Origin of the sequence: Halomonas flagellata, assembly GCF_022487945.1 — a bacterium.
GTDB classification, from domain to species: domain Bacteria; phylum Pseudomonadota; class Gammaproteobacteria; order Pseudomonadales; family Halomonadaceae; genus Halomonas; species Halomonas flagellata.
In genome coordinates this window covers 38,175-55,008 of record NZ_JAKVPY010000011.1, presented here as the reverse complement: position 1 = coordinate 55,008, position 16,834 = coordinate 38,175, and the positions used below count along the sequence as shown (strand labels likewise).

The following is a 16,834-nucleotide window of genomic DNA, read 5'->3' as shown; positions in this document are numbered from 1 at the left end:
GTCTGACCCCGCGTCATTCTTCGGCATCCACCGCTTCCTCGATGTCCTCCGGCTCGTCGACGCGCACCGTCTTGACCAGCTTCTCGTCGTTGCCCAGGCGGATCAGCATCACGCCCTGGGTGTTGCGCGAGGTGATCGAGACCTCGTCGACCCGGGTGCGCACCAGGGTGCCGCGGTCGGTGATCAGCATCATCTCGTCGCTGGAGTAGACCTGCATGGCGGCGACGAGCGAGCCGTTGCGCTCGCTGGTCTGCATGGCGATGACGCCCTGGCCGCCACGGCCGCGCAGCGGGAACTCCTCGAGCCGGGTGCGCTTGCCGTAGCCGTTCTCGCTGGCGGTGAGGATATAGATCTGCCCGCCGTTGCCATTGCCGTTGCCGGCCGGGAGGGCAGTGCCCTCCTCGTCCTCGGCCTCGACATCGGCCTCGGCGTCGATCTGCTGGCTCTGGGGGATGATCAGGCTGATCACCTCGGCGCCACCCTGCAGGCGCATGCCGCGCACGCCGCGGGCGGTACGCCCCATGGCACGCACGTTGCCCTCCTCGAAGCGGATCGCCTTGCCGTTGGACGACAGCAGCATCACATGGTCGTTGCCCGAGGTGATGGCGGCGCCCACCAGTCGGTCGTCTTCTTCGATATCGATGGCGATCAGGCCGACGCTGCGCGGACGCGAGAACTGCTCGAGGCTGGTGCGCTTGACCGTGCCCTTGGCGGTGGCGAAGAAGATGTAGCTCTCGGGGTCGTAGTCGCGCACCGGCAGGATGGCGTTGATCGCCTCGCCCTCGTCGAGCGGCAGCAGGTTGACCAGCGGCTTGCCGCGGGAGCCGCGGCTGGCGTTGGGCATCTCGTAGACCTTGAGCCAGTAGACCTTGCCCTTGTTGGAGAACAGCAGCACGGTGTCGTGGGTCGAGGCCACCAGCAGGTGCTCGATGACGTCCTCGTCCTTCATCGCCGTGGCGGACTTGCCGCGGCCGCCGCGGCGCTGGGCATGGTAGTCGGAGAGCGGCTGGGTCTTGGCATAGCCCGAGCGCGACACCGTGACCACCATGTCCTCCTCGGCGATCAGGTCCTCGAGGCGCAGGTCGAGGTGGCTGGCCTGGATCTCGGTGCGGCGCGCATCGCCGTACTGGTCGCGCACGGCGATCAGCTCCCCGCGGATCACCTCGAGCAGGCGGTCGGCGGAGGCCAGGATGGCGGTGAGCTCGGCGATCTGCTCGAGGATCTTCAGGTACTCGTCGAGCAGCTTCTCGGTCTCGAGCCCGGTCAGGCGGTGCAGGCGCAGCTCGAGGATGGCCTGGGCCTGGGCCGGCGAGAGGCGGTACTGGCTGCCGGCCTGGTTGAGGCCGAAGCCCTCCTCGAGCTCCTCGGGCTTGCAGGAGGTGGCGCCGGCGCGCTCGAGCATGGCGGTGACCTGCCCCGGCTGCCAGGTCTGGGCGAGCAGCTTCTCCTTGGCCTCGCTGGCGTTCGGCGAGGCCTTGATCAGCTCGATCACCTCGTCGATGTTGGAGATCGCCACGGCCAGGCCTTCGAGGATATGGCCGCGTTCGCGGGCCTTCTTCAGCTCGAACAGGGTGCGGCGGGTGACCACCTCGCGGCGGTGCCGGATGAAGGCCTCGAGCACCTCCTTGAGGTTGAGGATCTTCGGCTGGCCGTCCTCGATGGCGACCATGTTGATGCCGAAGACGTTCTGCAGCTGGGTCTGGGCAAAGAGGTTGTTGACCACCACCTCGCCGCTCTCGCCGCGCTTGACCTCGATGACCACGCGCAGGCCATCCTTGTCGGACTCGTCGCGCAGCTCGGCGATGCCCTCGATCTTCTTGTCCTTGACCAGCTCGGCGATCTTCTCGATCAGCCGCGCCTTGTTCACCTGGTAGGGCAGCTCGCTGACGATGATGTGGTCGCGGCCGGTCTTGTCGTCGTGCTCGATGGTGTGGCAGGCACGCACATAGACCCGCCCCCGGCCGGTGCGGTAGGCCTCGAGGATGCCGGCACGGCCGTTGATGATGCCGCCGGTGGGGAAGTCGGGCCCGGTGATGTATGCCATCAGGTCGTCGACGGACAGGGTGTAGTCGTCGATCAGCGCCAGGCAGCCGTTGATCACCTCGACCATGTTGTGCGGCGGGATGTTGGTCGCCATGCCCACGGCGATGCCCGAGGAGCCGTTGATCAGCAGGTTGGGCACCTTGGTGGGCAGCACGTCGGGAATGCGTTCGGTGCCGTCGTAGTTGTCGACCCAGTCGACGGTATCCTTCTCGAGGTCGGCGAGCAGTTCGTGGGCGAGCCTGGCCATGCGTACCTCGGTGTAACGCATGGCGGCGGCGTTGTCGCCGTCGATGGAGCCGAAGTTGCCCTGGCCGTCGACCAGCACGTGGCGCATGGAGAAGTCCTGGGCCATGCGCACGATGGTGTCGTAGACGGCGCTGTCACCATGGGGGTGATACTTACCGATGACATCGCCCACCACACGGGCCGACTTCTTGTAGGCCTTGTTCCAATCGTTGCCGAGCTCGTGCATGGCGAACAGCACGCGCCGGTGGACCGGCTTGAGGCCATCGCGCACGTCGGGCAGCGCACGGCCGATGATCACGCTCATCGCGTAATCGAGGTACGACTGCTTGAGCTCGTCCTCGATGTTGACTGGCAGAATCTCTCTGGCGATGTCACCCATGGGTCGTCGAATCCTTTGCACTGCAACGGGTTGGCGCGCTCCCCCGCCGCGGCGGGGAGGCACCATAAACAGCGTCACATCATACCACCGTGGGCCGCGCAAAGGCAGCTCGGGTAACGCGGGCTTTCACTGGCACCCCCGCCTCCCTTTGTCCATAATGTGCCTCCTTTTCGCTCGAGAATGCGTCATGTGGTTCAAGCACTTGCACCTATACCGCCTGCACGGTGCGCCGGCGCTCGACGCCGCCACCCTGGAAGCCGCCCTGTCCGAGCAGGCCTTTCGCCCCCTGGGCGGCAGCGAGCCGCGCCGCCTGGGCTGGTGTGCCCCGGCCGGCCGCGCCGGCACCCAGCTGCTCCACGAGCTGCAGGGCCAGCGCCTGATCACCGCCCTGCGCCAGGAGCGCCTGCTGCCCGCCTCGGTGGTGCGCGAGGAGGTCGATGAACGCGCCGCCGAGCTCGAGGCCCGCGAGGGGCGCAAGCTGCGCCGCCAGGAGAAGCTCGGCATCAAGGAGCAGGTCTATGAGGAGTTGCTGCCGCGCGCCTTCGTGCGCACCCAGAAGGTCGACCTGTGGTGGGACGTCCGCCGCGGCCTGATCGGCGTGAACTCGAGTTCACGCAAGCGGGCCGAGGAGGTGCTCGACCTGCTGCGCGAGACCCTGGGCAGCCTCAAGGTCACCCCGCTGGCCAGCCAGACCCTGCCGATGCGGGCGATGACCGGCTGGCTGGTCGACCCGGGCGAGCGGCCGGCCGACCTGGTGCTCGGCGACCAGGTGGAACTCAAGGCCAAGGGCGATGACGGCGTGCTGCGCGCCCGCCAGGTCGACCTCGACAGCGACGAGATCCAGCGGCTGCTGGAGAGCGGCCGCCAGGCGAGCAAGCTGGCACTGGAGATCGAGGGCCGGTTAAGCTTCGTGCTGCATGACGACCTCGCCCTCAAGTCGCTGCGCTTCGGCGATGCCCTGATCGACGAGGCCAACAACAGCGACGACGGCGACGACGCCCTGGTGCGCCTGGAGACCGACTTCCTGCTGATGTCCCAGGCACTCGGCGAGAACCTCGACCGCCTGATCGACTGGCTGGGCGGCGAGGCCGGCACCGCGAGCGACCAGAGCGTCGCATGACCGCTTCCGGCAAGGCTTCCAACGACGGCACGCCCGACCATGTTTCCGACAACAACCATCACAAGCGCATGACCGAACTCCGAACCGACAACCAGCCGGCCGATCCGTGGGCCGACATTCGCCCCTACCACGACGACGAGGTCGCCGAGGTACTGGTGCGACTGGCCCACGACCCCGAGCTGCTGGACGCCCTGACCCGCTTCCGGCTGCCCCGGCTGTCGCGCTTCATGCCGCGGCTGTCACGCACCCTGGCGAGCATCGTGATCCGCCGCGAGGTGCGCGACGTAGCCAGCGTGCGCGACTTCCAGCAGCGCATCGCCGGCTACATGCAGCGCATGATCCGCACCACCACCGATGACTTCCGGGTCGACGGGCTGGAGGCGCTCGACCATGACACCGCCTACCTGTTCATCGGCAACCACCGCGACATCTCGCTCGACCCGGCCTTCGTCAACTACGCGCTCTACCTGGCCGGGCGCGACACGGTGCGCATCGCCATCGGCGACAACCTGCTCAAGAAGCCCTATGTCACCGACCTGATGCGGCTGAACAAGAGCTTCATCGTGCCACGCAGCGCCCGCGGCAAGCGCGCCATGCTGGCCGCCTACCACAACCTCTCGAGCTATATTCGCCACTCCATCCTCGAGGACAACCACTCGATCTGGATGGCCCAGCGGGAGGGCCGTGCCAAGGACGGCATCGATCGCACCGACCCGGCGATCATCAAGATGATGACCATGTCGCGGCGTTCGCTGGACCGCGACCTGGGGGTCGGCGAGGCGATCCGCGAGCTGCGCCTGGTGCCGGTGTCGATCAGCTACGAGTACGACCCCTGCGACGTGCAGAAGGCCCGCGAGTTGCATGCCGTGCACTCCAGCGGCAACTACGAGAAGGCCGAGTTCGAGGATATCATGTCGATCGTGGCCGGTATCACCGGCCACAAGGGCCGCGTTCACCTGCGCTTCGGTACGCCGCTGGCGGCGGACTTCGACAGCGCCGACGAGGTGGCCGCGGAGATCGATCGCCAGGTACTGGAGGGGTATCGCCTCTTCCCCAGCCACTACCTGGCCCTGGAAACGCTGGGCGACGCCCCGGAACTGCTCGACCTCTCCGGGGTCACCGACGCCGACAGGGCGCTCTTCCGGGCCCGCTTGCAGCAGGTGCCCGCCGAGCTGCGCGAGTGGTGGCTGGCCCAGTACGCCAACCCGGTGCGCAACCGGGCGGGCAGGATCGACGGGGCGGGATAGCTTGCCACCATGGGCCACTCCCACGCACCTCACCGCCCCCTGCCCCCGGATATCGGTGCCCAGACCCGCGAGGCCCACAAGGTCACCCTGATCGGGGCGCTGATCGACTTCGTGGTCGGGGTGGCGAAGATGGCCGCCGGCTTCATGGTCGGCTCGGCCGCCCTGGTGGCCGACGGCATCCACTCCTTCTCGGACATCGTCACCGACGTCTTCGTGATCGCGGCGACCCACTTCGGCCGCCAGGCGCCCGACAGCAACCATCCCTACGGTCACGGGCGCATCGAGACCCTGGCCACCCTGTGGCTCGGCAGCGTGCTGATCTTCGTCGCCGGCGGCATCGCCTGGGCCAGCCTGTCCCGGCTGGTCGGCGGCGAGCCGATTCCCGCGCCGGGCATCTGGGCCATCGGCATCGCGGTGATCGCGCTGGCCGCCAAGGAGTGGATCTTCCGCTACACCCTGCGCGTCGCCAGGCGGGTCAACTCGCGCCTGCTCGAGGCCAATGCCTGGCACTCCCGCTCGGATGCCCTCTCCACCGTGGTGGTGCTGATCGGCCTGGTGGCGGCCCAGTTCGGTGTCGGCTGGATGGACGCCGTGGCGGCGACCCTGGTCGGCATCATGGTCGGCCAGGTGGGCGGCCGCCTGCTGTGGGAGTCCAGCCAGGAGCTGATCGACACCGCCCTGCCCGTGGAGGAGCGCGACCGCATGCAGCAGGTCGCCGAGCGGGTCCCGGGGGTCAACGGCGTGCATGACCTGCGCACCCGCACCCTGGGCAGCCAGGCGCTCCTCGACCTGCATATCGTGGTGCCGCCGCGGGTCACGGTCTCCGAGGCCCACGAGATCGGCAACGCGGTCAGCCGCCGCCTGCGCGAGGCCTTCCCCAACCTCACCGACGTGACCTTCCACATCGACCCGGAGGACGACTCCGGCGAGACCGAACACAGCCGACGCCCCGGCATGCCCCTGCGCGGCGATGTCGAGGGGATGCTCGACGATATCTGGAGCGACATTCGGGTCTGGAACGCCCGGGTGGCGCTCGACCTGCACTACCTGGACAACCAGGTGGACGTGTCGATCTATGTCCACGAGCTGCCGAGCGGCCAGAGCCTCGACGAGGCGGCCGACGACCTGCGCCAGGCCGCCCGCGACCTCGAGTGGATCGGCCGACTGCGGATCTGGAAGGGCCCGGGCAAGGGCTGAGCTTCGTTGATGCCAGGCTTCTCATATCGCTCGCATTAGCAAGTTCATGCTCCTAGACTTGAGCAATCGCTCATCCAGTCTCGAGTCATGATGCCTAAGCCTCGCCACCGGACCCTCGCCTCGCCCGGGCGCCGCCGCTTCCTGGCGGGCCTGGGCAGCCTGGTGCTGGCCGCCGGCCTGGGGCTGCAGGCCTCCGCTGTCGGTGCCAGCCTGGATCCGCCGCGGCTGCGCGAGAACATGCAGCGCCTCTACGGCCAGAGCGGCCTCGCCGTGCTCGAGGAGTGGTTCTCGCTGCTCGACCGGCTCGCCGGGGCGGAGCTCCGCACCCAGCTGCGCGAGGTCAACGACTTCTTCAATCGTCGCGTGCTCTGGGTGGATGACGACCTGAACTGGGGCCCCGAGGACTACTGGGCCACGCCGCTGGAGACCATGGGCCAAGGAAAGGGCGACTGCGAGGACTACTCCATCGCCAAGTACGTGACACTCAAGCAACTGGGCGTGCCCGGCGAACGGTTGCGCATGATCTATGTCCGCGCACGCATCGGCCGCAGCCGGATCACCCAGGCCCACATGGTGCTGGGCTACTACGCCACACCCGGTGCCGAACCGCTGCTGCTCGACAACCTGGTGCCAACGATCACCCCGGCCTCGCAGCGCACCGACCTCGACCCCTTGTTCAGCTTCAACAGCAGCGGGCTCTGGGCCGGTGCCTCCACCGAGTCACGGGCCGACCCGCTGGCCCGGCTGTCGCGCTGGCGCCGCGTGATCGACCGCATGCATCGGCAGGGATTCATCTGATTCGGGTCTTGAACCCATGGGGGAAACACCGAGATGTCGCTCATCAAGCAGCTCTGGCTGACCATCGTGGTACTGCTGTTGCTGGCCTTCGTCGGCAGCCTGTTCATCGGCGTGAGCACCAGTCGGCACTACATCGAGCAGGAAGTGCGCATCAAGAACGCCGACAACGCCAATGCCCTGGCTCTGTCGATGAGCCAGCTCGACAAGGACCCGGTCACCACCGAGATGCTGTTGGCGGCCCAGTTCGACACCGGCCACTACCGGCGGGTCGAGTTGCGCGCCCCGGACGGCGAGCTTCTCGAACGCCGCGAAGGCAACGAACACATCGATGATGTGCCCGGCTGGTTCGTCGACCTGGTGCGCTTCGAGGTGCCGCCCGGCCAGGCGGTGGTGCAGGACGGCTGGCGCCAGTTCGGCACCCTGACCCTGCAGAGCCATCACAGCTTCGCCTACCGTTCGCTGTGGCAGAGCGCCCGGAACCTGGCGGGCTGGTTCGCCGTTGCCGGCGCGGTCAGCCTGCTGATGGCCTGGTGGATCGTGCGTACCATCCGGCTCCCGCTGCACTCGGTGGTCGCCCAGGCCCGCGACATCGGCGTGCGGCGCTTCACCACTTCCCGGGAGCCCCGCACCCGGGAGCTTCGCGAGGTGGTGCAGGCCATGAACCAGCTTTCCGGCACGGTGCGGGAGATGCTGGGCCAGGAGAGCGAGAAGCTCGACCTGCTGCGCCGCCGCCTGCAGCACGACCCGGTGACCGGTGTGCTCGACCGCGACGCCTTCCTCAACCAGTTGCGGGCCAGCCTGGGGAGCGATGGCCACCGTGCCAGCGGCAGCCTGGCCATGGTGCGCCTGGCGCGGCTCGCCGAGGTGAACCAGCAGTTGGGGCGCCCGCGCACCGACGCCCTGCTCAAGACCCTGGCCCACAGCCTCGATCAGCTGGGCAAGGTGCGCGGGGGTGGCCTGGTGGGGCGCCTGAACGGCAGCGACTTCGCCCTGCTGCTGCCGGGCAGCAGCGATCTCGAGGAGGTCGGTCACGAGCTCTCGCAGCGACTGTTGACCGTGCAGGAGGAGGAGACGTCGTTGCCCCTCGGCCTGCCCTCGGCGCTGATCGACTACGCCCAGGGGGACCACCGCAACGAACTGCTGGCGAGCCTGGATGGCGCCCTGGCCGGTGCCGAGGCCAAGGGCGACCGCGGCCAGACGATCGCCCAGGGCGCCGCGCGCGACACCCTCTACGCCAGCCATGCCGACTGGCGCTCCGCCCTGCACCAGGCCATGGCACAGGGCGTCTACCTGGGCCACTATCCGGTGCTCGATGCCCAGGGCAGGTTGCTGCACTACGAGTGCCCCTCGCGGCTGCGGCTGAAGGGCGAGTGGCGCCAGGCGGGGGTCTTCCTGCCCTGGATCTCGCGGCTGGAGCTCGACGCCGAACTGGACCTGGCGGTGGCCCGCGCGGCGCTCAAGGACATTGCCCAGCGCGGCAAGCCGGTCGGCATCAACCTGTCGCCGGCCTCGATCCGCGACTCGCGTTTCGTGCTGGACCTGCGCGCCCTGCTCCGCTCCCACGCCGAAGCCGCCGAGAAGCTCTGGCTGGAACTGCCCGAATCGATGGCGATCCATAACCTCGCCAGCTTCCGCAGCCTGTGCCGCGAACTCCAGCCGCTCGGCTGCCGGCTCGGCCTGGAGCACGTGGGCGCCGAATTCACCCGTATCGCCGACCTGCACGACCTGGGGCTCGCCTACCTCAAGATCGACGACTCCCTGGTCAAGGGGGTCGAGGCCAGCGCCGAGCAGCAGACCATCCTGCGCGGCATGGCCACGCTCTGCCATTCGCTGGGGATACTGGCCATCGCCGAGGGCGTCGACAGGCTAGCGGAGTCCAGGGTGCTGTTCGACCTGGGGATCGACGGCGTCACCGGCCCAGGCGTGCGCCAGAACGACAAGCCCGCCTAGCAGGCCTATCGCAGATAGCAGCATTGCTCGGGGCTGGCCCCCGCGCCCCTCGCTACAGTCAACTGCGATAGCCCTGGTGGAGCCTGACGCTGCATTTGAGGCCGGTTAGGAGAGATGGTATCTAGATCACGCCCTCATCATCCACCCCCGACACGAGATCCAGCCCCTGGAAGCGCCGGCGCAGCGACTGGCGCTCCATCACCTTTTGCTGGGCCGCCTCGGGCAGGTCGGTGAAACTGATCACCCCCTTGTCCATCAGCAGCTCGATCACGTCCTCCAGCACGCGGACGAAGGCCAGGTCCGAGGCCTGGAAATGCGCCTCGCCCTGCCGGGCCTCGCCTTCCATCAGGAAGGCCAGCAGATCCGGTGAATCCGACGCCAGGAACTCCTTGCAGTCCGGCGTCGCCTCACGGCTGACCAGCTCGATGTGGCCGTCGTCGTCGCGCTTGATGTACATGGGGTGTCTCCGCAGAAGCCTCTTACCTGCCATCATAGGGCAGACCACCGTGGGGCGCATGGGGCTGGCAGTAAGAAAAGCGCCCGGCCTTGCCGGGCGCTCGTTGCCGTACCATGTCGGCATCAGTCGACCTGAAGCTGACCGCCGTCCATGAGCTGCTGAAGGATATCCGAGCCGTACCCGACACCCTCCAGAACGATCACCTGATCGGCGCCGGAGATATCGGCGCCATCGACGGCAAGGTTGCCCTCCGAGCTGATGTGCAGGACGGTGTTACCGTCCTCCTCGCTGGCATGAAGGTAGCTAGCAATGTCTGCCCCCTCATCCATGCCCTGCAGCAGGTCGGCGATATCCAGGACATTGTGCCCTTCGCTGAAATCCTTGACGATGTCGGTGGCCGCGGCATCCTCCTCGCTCTGGTCACCGAAGTTCCATTTGAAGACGTCGTCGCCGAGTCCACCCGCCAGAATGTCACCGCCAGCACCACCGACAAGGATATCGCTTTCACTCGTTCCGACGATCACATCGTTCCCTTCCGCCCCCTCGAAAACATTATCGGGACTAAAGGTCAGATCGAAAGACCCATCAATGGAGTCACCATCGCCATCCTCGACATCGAACTCCAGCTTGATGTAGTAATCGAGTTCCTTGCTGCCGAATGTTCCGTCAAAGTCCCGAGCCCGATAACTGCCATCCCCCTCGGCGGTCAACCAGATTTCGTCAAAGCCAGAGGAAATTTCAATGACATTGCCTGACTGCCAGACCGGGTTTCCATCATCATCCACAGGTGATACGAGCTCACCGTCGAGGTATGCCTGCCAACGCACATCGTCGGGTTGGTTATTTCCCTCGCCAACCCCGATGGTCAGTTCGGTCATCACCTGTGAGAAAGTCCCGATCAGCACATCATCAGACGTGATCGCCTGCTTACTTCCACCACCGAGACCTTGAGCCGAATGATTAACTCCCTCATCAGGGTTCTGATTGGTAAACCTGATGCCAAGCTCGCTGGCTTCAAAGCTGCCTCCATTGAAAATCAATACGTCATCATCGTTACCACCGCCATCAACCGACAGGCTCTCATTCTCAAATTCGACAGCAATGGCATCAAGCTTCTCATGGAGCTCAATGGCATACTCACCACTATCAACATCTAGCGCTATAGAAAAAACCGGATCGCCATCGCCGTTATAAGCCGTAAAGGTTCCAGCTTCCACATCGAAAGACGAAGTGAGCGCCTGGCCATTCGACAAGAGGATCGACGATTCACCGTCACCATAATAGCCTATGATTTTCCCATCATCATTCGTATCGACTCGAAGATCCGATACAACCGCATCATCGATATCCGCCCCAATACGCAGTCCAGAATCCCCTGTCAGCACCGCACCTGCTTGCGTCGAGAGAATCGCATTCTGGCTTTCTTCCCGCACGGGAACATCGTCGATGATCGTGACATTGACTTGATCGGCAGCCGTGTTGCCATTGCTGTCCGTCACCTTGATATCAATCGGACCCTTGTCCGCTTCATTCCGGCCGTCACCCTCCGGGTGTTCGAAGGCCTCGCTCAACAGGTACTCATAGGTGACCTCATAGCGGCCATCGCCCAGGTCCTCGAAACCGGCCAGGGTCAACAGGCCGTGCTCGGTTTCGATGGCAATCGTCACCCCGTCGTCCGAGAGCCCCTCGAGCGCTGCAAAGGTGAACTCTTCGGCGCCCTCCTTCCCGTAAACCGTCAGGGAGGCAAAGCCACCGGCAGCGCTGATCGTGAAGGTACCGGAACCCCTGGGCTCACCTTGAGTGGCCTGTGTGCCACTCTCGAGGAAGCCCTCATTGACGGTAACGTCGCCGGCATCTAGAAGCCCCTCGATTTTCACCAGAGTAAAGCTGGAGGTATCGGTAGCCGTCGCGGTATTTCCATCGCTGGATGTTGCCGTGGCAGTCGCTTCGTACGTAACGCCCTCTTCGAAGGACAGACCGGAGACATCCACTTCCCAGCTGCCATCGGCATCGGGGGTAACCGTGAAGGTCTCTTCGAGCCCCCCACCGACGATCGAGATCGTGATCGAAACGGCGTCGGTCGAGGTCCCGGTCAGGGATGTCGTAACCGTATTTTCGAACGCGCCAACGTCAAGATCGACACTCACTGCTGGAATAATGGGCTCAGGCTCAACTTCCGGCTCGTCCTCTTCCTCCCCTGGCCCGTCCTCCCCTGGCCCGTCCTCTCCTGGCCCATCCTCTCCCGGCCCGTCCTCTCCCGGCCCGTCCTCTCCTGGTCCGTCCTCTCCTGGCCTGTCCTCCCCTGGCCCGTCCTCTCCTGGTCCGTCCTCCCCAGGTCCTTCCTCCCCAGGTCCTTCCTCTCCAAGTGCTTCCACCCCCGGCTCTTCCGCCTCAGGTGCATCCACAGCCTCCAGGAGAATACCCTCGGCGTCCGTCGGCCCACCTAACTGGCCGACGCTGAAGTCGAAGGCCAGCGAGTCGGGGTTATCCTCGGCAATGCGCGTCAGGCGCACGAAGCTGTGACCCGCGCCACCGCCGCCGCCCGAGCCGGCACCAGCGGCCGTGGCGTCCAGGATATCGAGCAGGTCAACGTCGTCTTCGTCCAGGGCCGACAGCAGCGCCTCGAGATCCTCGTCCAGGGCACTGGCATCCTCCACGGCCACGGGCCGGTCGGCGTCGAGCTCCGGCGTCATGGCGATTTCCTGGCCGCCCTCGACCAGGGTGGGGTCGAGGCCGTCGCCGAAGTCGAGCTCGACCCGGGCGTTGTCGGAAGTGACGAGGGTTTCGCCCTCCTGGAGGGTGTCGCCGACGCGCAGCTCGCGCAGGTGGCCGTCGGCGTCGCGTGCCCAGGCCAGGCCGGAGATGGAAACCACGGTTGCGATGGTCATGGTATGAGTCCCTGCGGGATGTTCGTAATCGGATGCCGCATCAGGCGCCCGTCAGTCTCAAGGCGGACAACTTGGGCAAGTTATACCTTCACATTACGTAACAAAGGATCGATTGAGTATTGGACCGATGGACAGGTAGGCGAAAAACATGACCGGCATCACGCAGTGGTCCGGGGTGGCGCCACCCCTGACGCCGGAGCCACGCCTCCGGGCAGAGCGGGAGATCATCGGCCTGGTTCGGACAGGCTGGCGTCCTGGTGCGAGAGTCGCAGGATCAACTGCATGCGGTCGCGGATGCCGAGCTTGCGGAACACCGCCCCGAGATGGGCCTTGACGGTGCGCTCGGTGATATCGAGCCGGCGGGCGACCTCCTTGTTGCTGTGGCCCTCGGCCACGGCCAGGGCCACCGCCCGCTCCCGCCCGGTAAGCAGTGCCAGGGTCTCCTCCTGCAGCCGTGACTCGCCCCCCAGCGCCTTGAAGGTGCCACCCACCACCCGGGCAAGCAGTTCGGGCCAGACCCAGATCCCCTGGTTGGTGATCACCACCTCCACCTGACGCAGCAGCGCCACCGGGGAGAGCGCATGGGCGTAGCCGCGCGCGCCGGCATTCAGGGCCTGGAAGGCCTCGAGCGAGTTCGGTGCATAGCTGAGCACGGTGAGGATGGCACCCCGCCCGCTGAGACCGGACACCAGGGCGGGCCAGTTCTCGAGGTTGCTCATCACCCAGACCCTATCGCCGCGGCTGGTCCAGGCCCTCGCCTGCTGCGGACTCACCAGGCGAGCCTGCGGGAACGCCTCGCGCCAGCGCGGGATCTCGTCGCGACCCTGACAGACGAAGAGGTGCACCATCATCGCTCCCCCATGGAGTCACTCCAGGCCCGCAGCACGGGCTTGAGCAGGTACTGCATCACGGTACGCTTGCCGGTCATGATGTCGACCTGGGCGGTCATGCCGGGAATCACGGCGAGATCGCTGGCAATGTTCTCGCTCGGCAGGGTCCGCACGCGCACCAGGTAGAAGGTGTTGTCGTTGTCGTCGGTGATGGTGTCGGCGCTGATATGGTCGAGCTCGGCCGACAGCCCGCCATAGATGGCGAAGTCGTAGGCGGTGAGCTTGATGGTGGCCGGCTGGCCGGGGCGCAGGAAGGCGATGTCCTGGGGGGCGATGCGCGCCTCGACCAGCAGCTTGTCGTCGCTGGGCACGATCTCCACCACCTCCTGGCCGGCCTGGGCGACCCCGCCGATGGTGTTGATGGCCAGCCGCTGCACCACGCCGTCCACCGGCGAGCGAACCTCGGCCAGGCGCACCCGGTCCTGCAGCCCGGTGCTGGATTCGTCCAGGGCCTTGAGGTCGCCGAGCGTCTGGGCCAGGTCGTTCTGCCAGTCGCTGCGCCGCTCGGTCCCGACCTCGCTCAGTTGGGTGCGCGCCTCCTCCACGGCGGCCTCGAGGCGCGATACCGCCGCCGCCGCCTGGTCACGCTCGCCGGTGGCCCGCGAGACGTCCCGCTGCAGGCGCAGCACCTCGACCTCGGACACGGCCCCGGACTGCAGCAGCGGCCGCGTCAGGTCGAGTTCCTGACCGGCCATGTTGGCCTCGCGCTGGGCGGTGTCGCGCCTGGCCCGGGCCTCGCGCAGCTCCTCCTCGCGCTGGCGGATACGGTCGGCGAGGATGCTCTCCTGCTCGCGCAGCTCCTCGCGGCGACTCTCGTAGACCTCGCGCTCCTGGGCGACGATGCCGGGCGCCTCGGCGCGCAGGGGCTCCGCGGGAGCGAAGGGGGTGTCGGTGATCAGGGCCCGCAGCCGCTCGGCGCGCGCCTCCAGCGCCAGCGCCTGGGCCCGGTTCTCGCGAAAGCTGGAGACGAAACGGGTCGGGTCGATGCGCATCAGCACCTGGCCGGCCTCGACCCTCTCCCCTTCGCGCACCAGGATCGCCTGCACCACGCCGCCGTCGAAGGTCTGCACGCGCTGCAGCTGGCTGGAGGGGATCACCCGCCCGCTGCCGCGGGTCACCTCGTCGATGGAGGCGAAGTACGACCAGGCGATCAGCGCCGCCACCGCCAGCAGCACCACGTAGAGGAAGGCCCGGGCACGGAGCGGATCCTGCTGCAGCCGTGCCCAGTCGGCATCGCTGGCCCAGTCGCGGTTGAGATGCGCGGCGGTGACGCGCTTGGCGAAGAGCCGGTCGATGAAGGGCCGGAAGGGCTTGCCGCCCACCTCGGAGAAGCGTCCGATCGCCTCGAAGCCCTGCTGTTCGGCGGTCTTGCCCTTGTGCTTGGCCATCAGCCGGCCCTCCCGATCTGGCCCTTGCGCAGGGCCTCGACCACCTTGTCGCGGGGGCCGTCGGCCACCACCTTGCCGGCGTCGATGACCACGATGCGGTCGACCAGCGACAGCAGCGAGGTACGGTGGGTGACGACGATCATGGTCTTGCCGTGGGCGTAGGCCTTGAGGCTGGCCTTGAAGGCCTCCTCGCTGGCGTGGTCCATGGCGCTGGTCGGTTCGTCGAGCAGCAGGATCCGCGGGTCGTGGACCAGCGCCCGGGCGATGCCCACCGCCTGGCGCTGGCCGCCGGAGAGCGACTGGCCACGCTCGCCCACCTGCAGGTCGACACCGTGGGGGTGGGCATTGACCAGGCTCTCCAGGCCGGCGAGCTCGATCGCCCGCAGCAGCGCCTCGTCGTCCACCCCGTCGCTACCGCCACCGGCCTCCACGTTGTCACGCAGCGAGCCGAAGAACAGGTTGACGTCCTGGGGCACATAGCCGATGTGACGACGCAGCTGGATGGGGTCGAACTGGCGGATGTCGACGCCATCGACCAGCACCGCCCCGGCGCTGGGCGCGTAGAGCCCCAGCATCAGCTTGTTGAGGGTCGACTTGCCGCAGCCCACCCGGCCGAGCAGGGCAACCTTCTCGCCGGGCGAGATGGTGAGCGAGATGTCGCGCAGGGCGTCGCGTTCCTCCTCGGGGTAGCGCATGGTCACCCTGTCGAAGCGGATCTCCCCGCGCACCACCGGCCGGTTGATGAACTGCTTGCCCTCGGGACGCTCCACCGGGCGTGCCATCACCGCATCGAGGGACTGGAGTGCCGTGGAGGCCTGGTGGTACTGGGCGAGCAGCGCGGCGGCCTGGCTGACCGGCGCCATGGCCCGCGACGAGAGCAGGTAGGCGGCGATCAACCCGCCCTGGGTGAGGTTGCCCTCGATGATCTGGTAGACGCCGATGAGGATCACCCCGACCGCCACGCTGTGCTGGGCCCAGAGCGCCACGCTGGAGACCGAGGAGCTGACCAGGCGCAGCTGGGCGGCGGTGCGCGACAGGTAGGCGGAGGCCTTCTCCCAGGTGCCCTGGATGCGGCTCTCGGCGCGCAGCGCCTTGACCGTCTCCAGGTGCGAGATCGACTCGACCAGGGTGGCATTGCGCTGGGCACCCACCCGCCAGGTGGTCTCGGAGAGCGCGTGGAGCTTGCCCTGGGCCGCCATGGCGTAGAGCAGCACGAAGACGATGCCCGCCAGCACCGGAATCACCAACGGCGGGCCGATCAGCGCGATGATGCCGGCGAACAGCAGCACGAAGGGCAGGTCGACCAGCGCCACCACCGTGGCCGAGCCGATGAAGCCCCGGACCGACTCGAAGGACTGCAGGGTCGCCGCGAACGATCCGGTGGAGGCCGGCCGCGCCTCCATCTTCAGCCCCAGCACCCGCGCCATGATCGATGACGACAGCTTGACGTCGGCCCGGCTCGCCGCCAGGTCGACGAAGGCGTTGCGCATCAGGCGCAGCGCCAGGTCGAAGCAGAGCACCACGAAGATGCCGGCGGCCAGGACCCAGAGCGTCTCGGTGGCGTGGTTGGGCACCACCCGGTCGTAGACGTTGAGCACGAACAGCGGCATCGCCACGGCGAACAGGTTGATCACCAGCGAGCCGGCGATGACGTCGCGATAGAGCTTGCGGTTCTCGCGTATCACCCCCCAGAACCAGTGTCGCGTACGCTGCTTGCTCACCTCGGGCCCGCGGGCATCGAAATGGAAGCGCGGGCGCACGTAGATCGCCTGGCCACCATAGCTCGACTGCAGGCCGTCGAGGCCGACCTCGGTCTCGGCGTCACCCAGTTCGGGGAAGATCACCCGGGCACGGCGGGCCTTGAGGTCCAGTGCCACCAGCACGCAGGCGCGCCCCGGTTCCAGCAGCAGCACGGCGGGCAACAGGGCCGGGTTGAGCTGCACCAGACGACTCTTGACGATGCGCGCGGTGAGCCCCGCCCGGGAGGCGGCGCGCGGGAAGACCGCCGGCGTGAGCCGCCCCTCCTCGAGGGGCAGGCCGGCGGTGAGGGATTCCGCCGTCGCCGCATGCCCATGGACCTGCGCGATGGTCTGGAGGCATTCGAGGAGCTCGTCCCGAACCACGGGCCGCGATGGACCCGAAGCCGGGTCCAGGTTTTCTCTGAGCGTCACGCCTACCTCTGATGTTGCCCCGCCACGCCGCAGGAGCTGCAAGCGCCCGTGGCATGGCGG

The 16,834-nt window shown here is 67.1% G+C and carries 11 protein-coding genes; 5 read left to right on the top strand and 6 right to left on the bottom strand.

Going from position 1 to position 16,834, the window contains the following annotated elements; translation table 11 throughout:
- Positions 1-13: 13 nt before the first annotated feature.
- Positions 14-2,668, bottom strand: coding sequence for a DNA gyrase subunit A (gene gyrA / locus MKP05_RS10930; protein ID WP_240568304.1), 2,655 nt, complete (start codon positions 2,666-2,668; stop codon positions 14-16).
- A gap of 187 nt (positions 2,669-2,855) precedes the next feature.
- Between gyrA and MKP05_RS10925 the strand changes: the two genes are divergently transcribed.
- From MKP05_RS10925 to MKP05_RS10905, 5 genes are all read left to right on the top strand, one after another.
- Positions 2,856-3,788: a recombination-associated protein RdgC gene (locus MKP05_RS10925; protein WP_240568303.1), complete on the top strand. Its 933-nt coding sequence runs from the start codon at positions 2,856-2,858 to the stop codon at positions 3,786-3,788.
- Positions 3,789-3,856: 68 nt separating this feature from the next.
- The gene (locus MKP05_RS10920; protein WP_240568369.1) at positions 3,857-5,035 is read left to right on the top strand and encodes a 1-acyl-sn-glycerol-3-phosphate acyltransferase; all 1,179 of its coding nucleotides are present in this window, start codon (positions 3,857-3,859) and stop codon (positions 5,033-5,035) included.
- Between the two features lie 9 nt (positions 5,036-5,044).
- Positions 5,045-6,232 carry a cation diffusion facilitator family transporter gene (locus MKP05_RS10915; protein WP_240568302.1) on the top strand — a complete coding sequence of 396 codons (1,188 nt, stop codon included), beginning with the start codon at positions 5,045-5,047 and terminating at the stop codon, positions 6,230-6,232.
- A 90-nt stretch (positions 6,233-6,322) separates the two neighbouring features.
- Positions 6,323-7,030, top strand: coding sequence for a transglutaminase-like cysteine peptidase (locus MKP05_RS10910; RefSeq protein WP_240568301.1), 708 nt, complete (start codon positions 6,323-6,325; stop codon positions 7,028-7,030).
- 33 nt (positions 7,031-7,063) lie between these two features.
- Positions 7,064-8,980, top strand: a complete 1,917-nt coding sequence (locus tag MKP05_RS10905) for an EAL domain-containing protein (RefSeq protein ID WP_240568300.1) — start codon at positions 7,064-7,066, stop codon at positions 8,978-8,980.
- Positions 8,981-9,101: 121 nt separating this feature from the next.
- Here the strand turns inward: MKP05_RS10905 and MKP05_RS10900 are convergent, their stop codons facing one another.
- The 5 genes from MKP05_RS10900 to MKP05_RS10880 form a co-directional block, all read right to left on the bottom strand.
- Positions 9,102-9,437, bottom strand: coding sequence for a tryptophan synthase subunit beta like protein (locus MKP05_RS10900; RefSeq protein WP_240568299.1), 336 nt, complete (start codon positions 9,435-9,437; stop codon positions 9,102-9,104).
- A gap of 122 nt (positions 9,438-9,559) precedes the next feature.
- The gene (locus MKP05_RS10895; protein WP_240568298.1) at positions 9,560-12,325 is read right to left on the bottom strand and encodes a retention module-containing protein; all 2,766 of its coding nucleotides are present in this window, start codon (positions 12,323-12,325) and stop codon (positions 9,560-9,562) included.
- A gap of 224 nt (positions 12,326-12,549) precedes the next feature.
- The gene (locus MKP05_RS10890) at positions 12,550-13,173 is read right to left on the bottom strand and encodes a response regulator transcription factor (protein ID WP_240568297.1); all 624 of its coding nucleotides are present in this window, start codon (positions 13,171-13,173) and stop codon (positions 12,550-12,552) included.
- The gene (locus MKP05_RS10885) at positions 13,173-14,603 is read right to left on the bottom strand and encodes an HlyD family type I secretion periplasmic adaptor subunit (RefSeq protein WP_240568296.1); all 1,431 of its coding nucleotides are present in this window, start codon (positions 14,601-14,603) and stop codon (positions 13,173-13,175) included. The genes MKP05_RS10890 and MKP05_RS10885 overlap by 1 nt, the downstream gene beginning before the upstream one ends.
- The gene (locus MKP05_RS10880; protein WP_240568295.1) at positions 14,603-16,774 is read right to left on the bottom strand and encodes a type I secretion system permease/ATPase; all 2,172 of its coding nucleotides are present in this window, start codon (positions 16,772-16,774) and stop codon (positions 14,603-14,605) included. Before MKP05_RS10880 ends, MKP05_RS10885 begins: the two co-directional genes overlap by 1 nt.
- Positions 16,775-16,834: the final 60 nt, after the last annotated feature.

What these genes read in the sequence shown, in the direction of transcription:
- MKP05_RS10910 (WP_240568301.1), top strand. Translation starts at nt 6,323, where the DNA reads ATGCCTAAGCCTCGCCACCGGACCCTCGCCTCGCCCGGGCGCCGCCGC.
- MKP05_RS10885 (WP_240568296.1), bottom strand. Translation starts at nt 14,603, where the DNA reads ATGGCCAAGCACAAGGGCAAGACCGCCGAACAGCAGGGCTTCGAGGCG.
- MKP05_RS10905 (WP_240568300.1), top strand. Translation starts at nt 7,064, where the DNA reads ATGTCGCTCATCAAGCAGCTCTGGCTGACCATCGTGGTACTGCTGTTG.
- MKP05_RS10895 (WP_240568298.1), bottom strand. Translation starts at nt 12,325, where the DNA reads ATGACCATCGCAACCGTGGTTTCCATCTCCGGCCTGGCCTGGGCACGC.
- MKP05_RS10900 (WP_240568299.1), bottom strand. Translation starts at nt 9,437, where the DNA reads ATGTACATCAAGCGCGACGACGACGGCCACATCGAGCTGGTCAGCCGT.
- MKP05_RS10890 (WP_240568297.1), bottom strand. Translation starts at nt 13,173, where the DNA reads ATGGTGCACCTCTTCGTCTGTCAGGGTCGCGACGAGATCCCGCGCTGG.
- MKP05_RS10925 (WP_240568303.1), top strand. Translation starts at nt 2,856, where the DNA reads ATGTGGTTCAAGCACTTGCACCTATACCGCCTGCACGGTGCGCCGGCG.
- MKP05_RS10915 (WP_240568302.1), top strand. Translation starts at nt 5,045, where the DNA reads ATGGGCCACTCCCACGCACCTCACCGCCCCCTGCCCCCGGATATCGGT.
- gyrA (WP_240568304.1), bottom strand. Translation starts at nt 2,668, where the DNA reads ATGGGTGACATCGCCAGAGAGATTCTGCCAGTCAACATCGAGGACGAG.
- MKP05_RS10920 (WP_240568369.1), top strand. Translation starts at nt 3,857, where the DNA reads ATGACCGAACTCCGAACCGACAACCAGCCGGCCGATCCGTGGGCCGAC.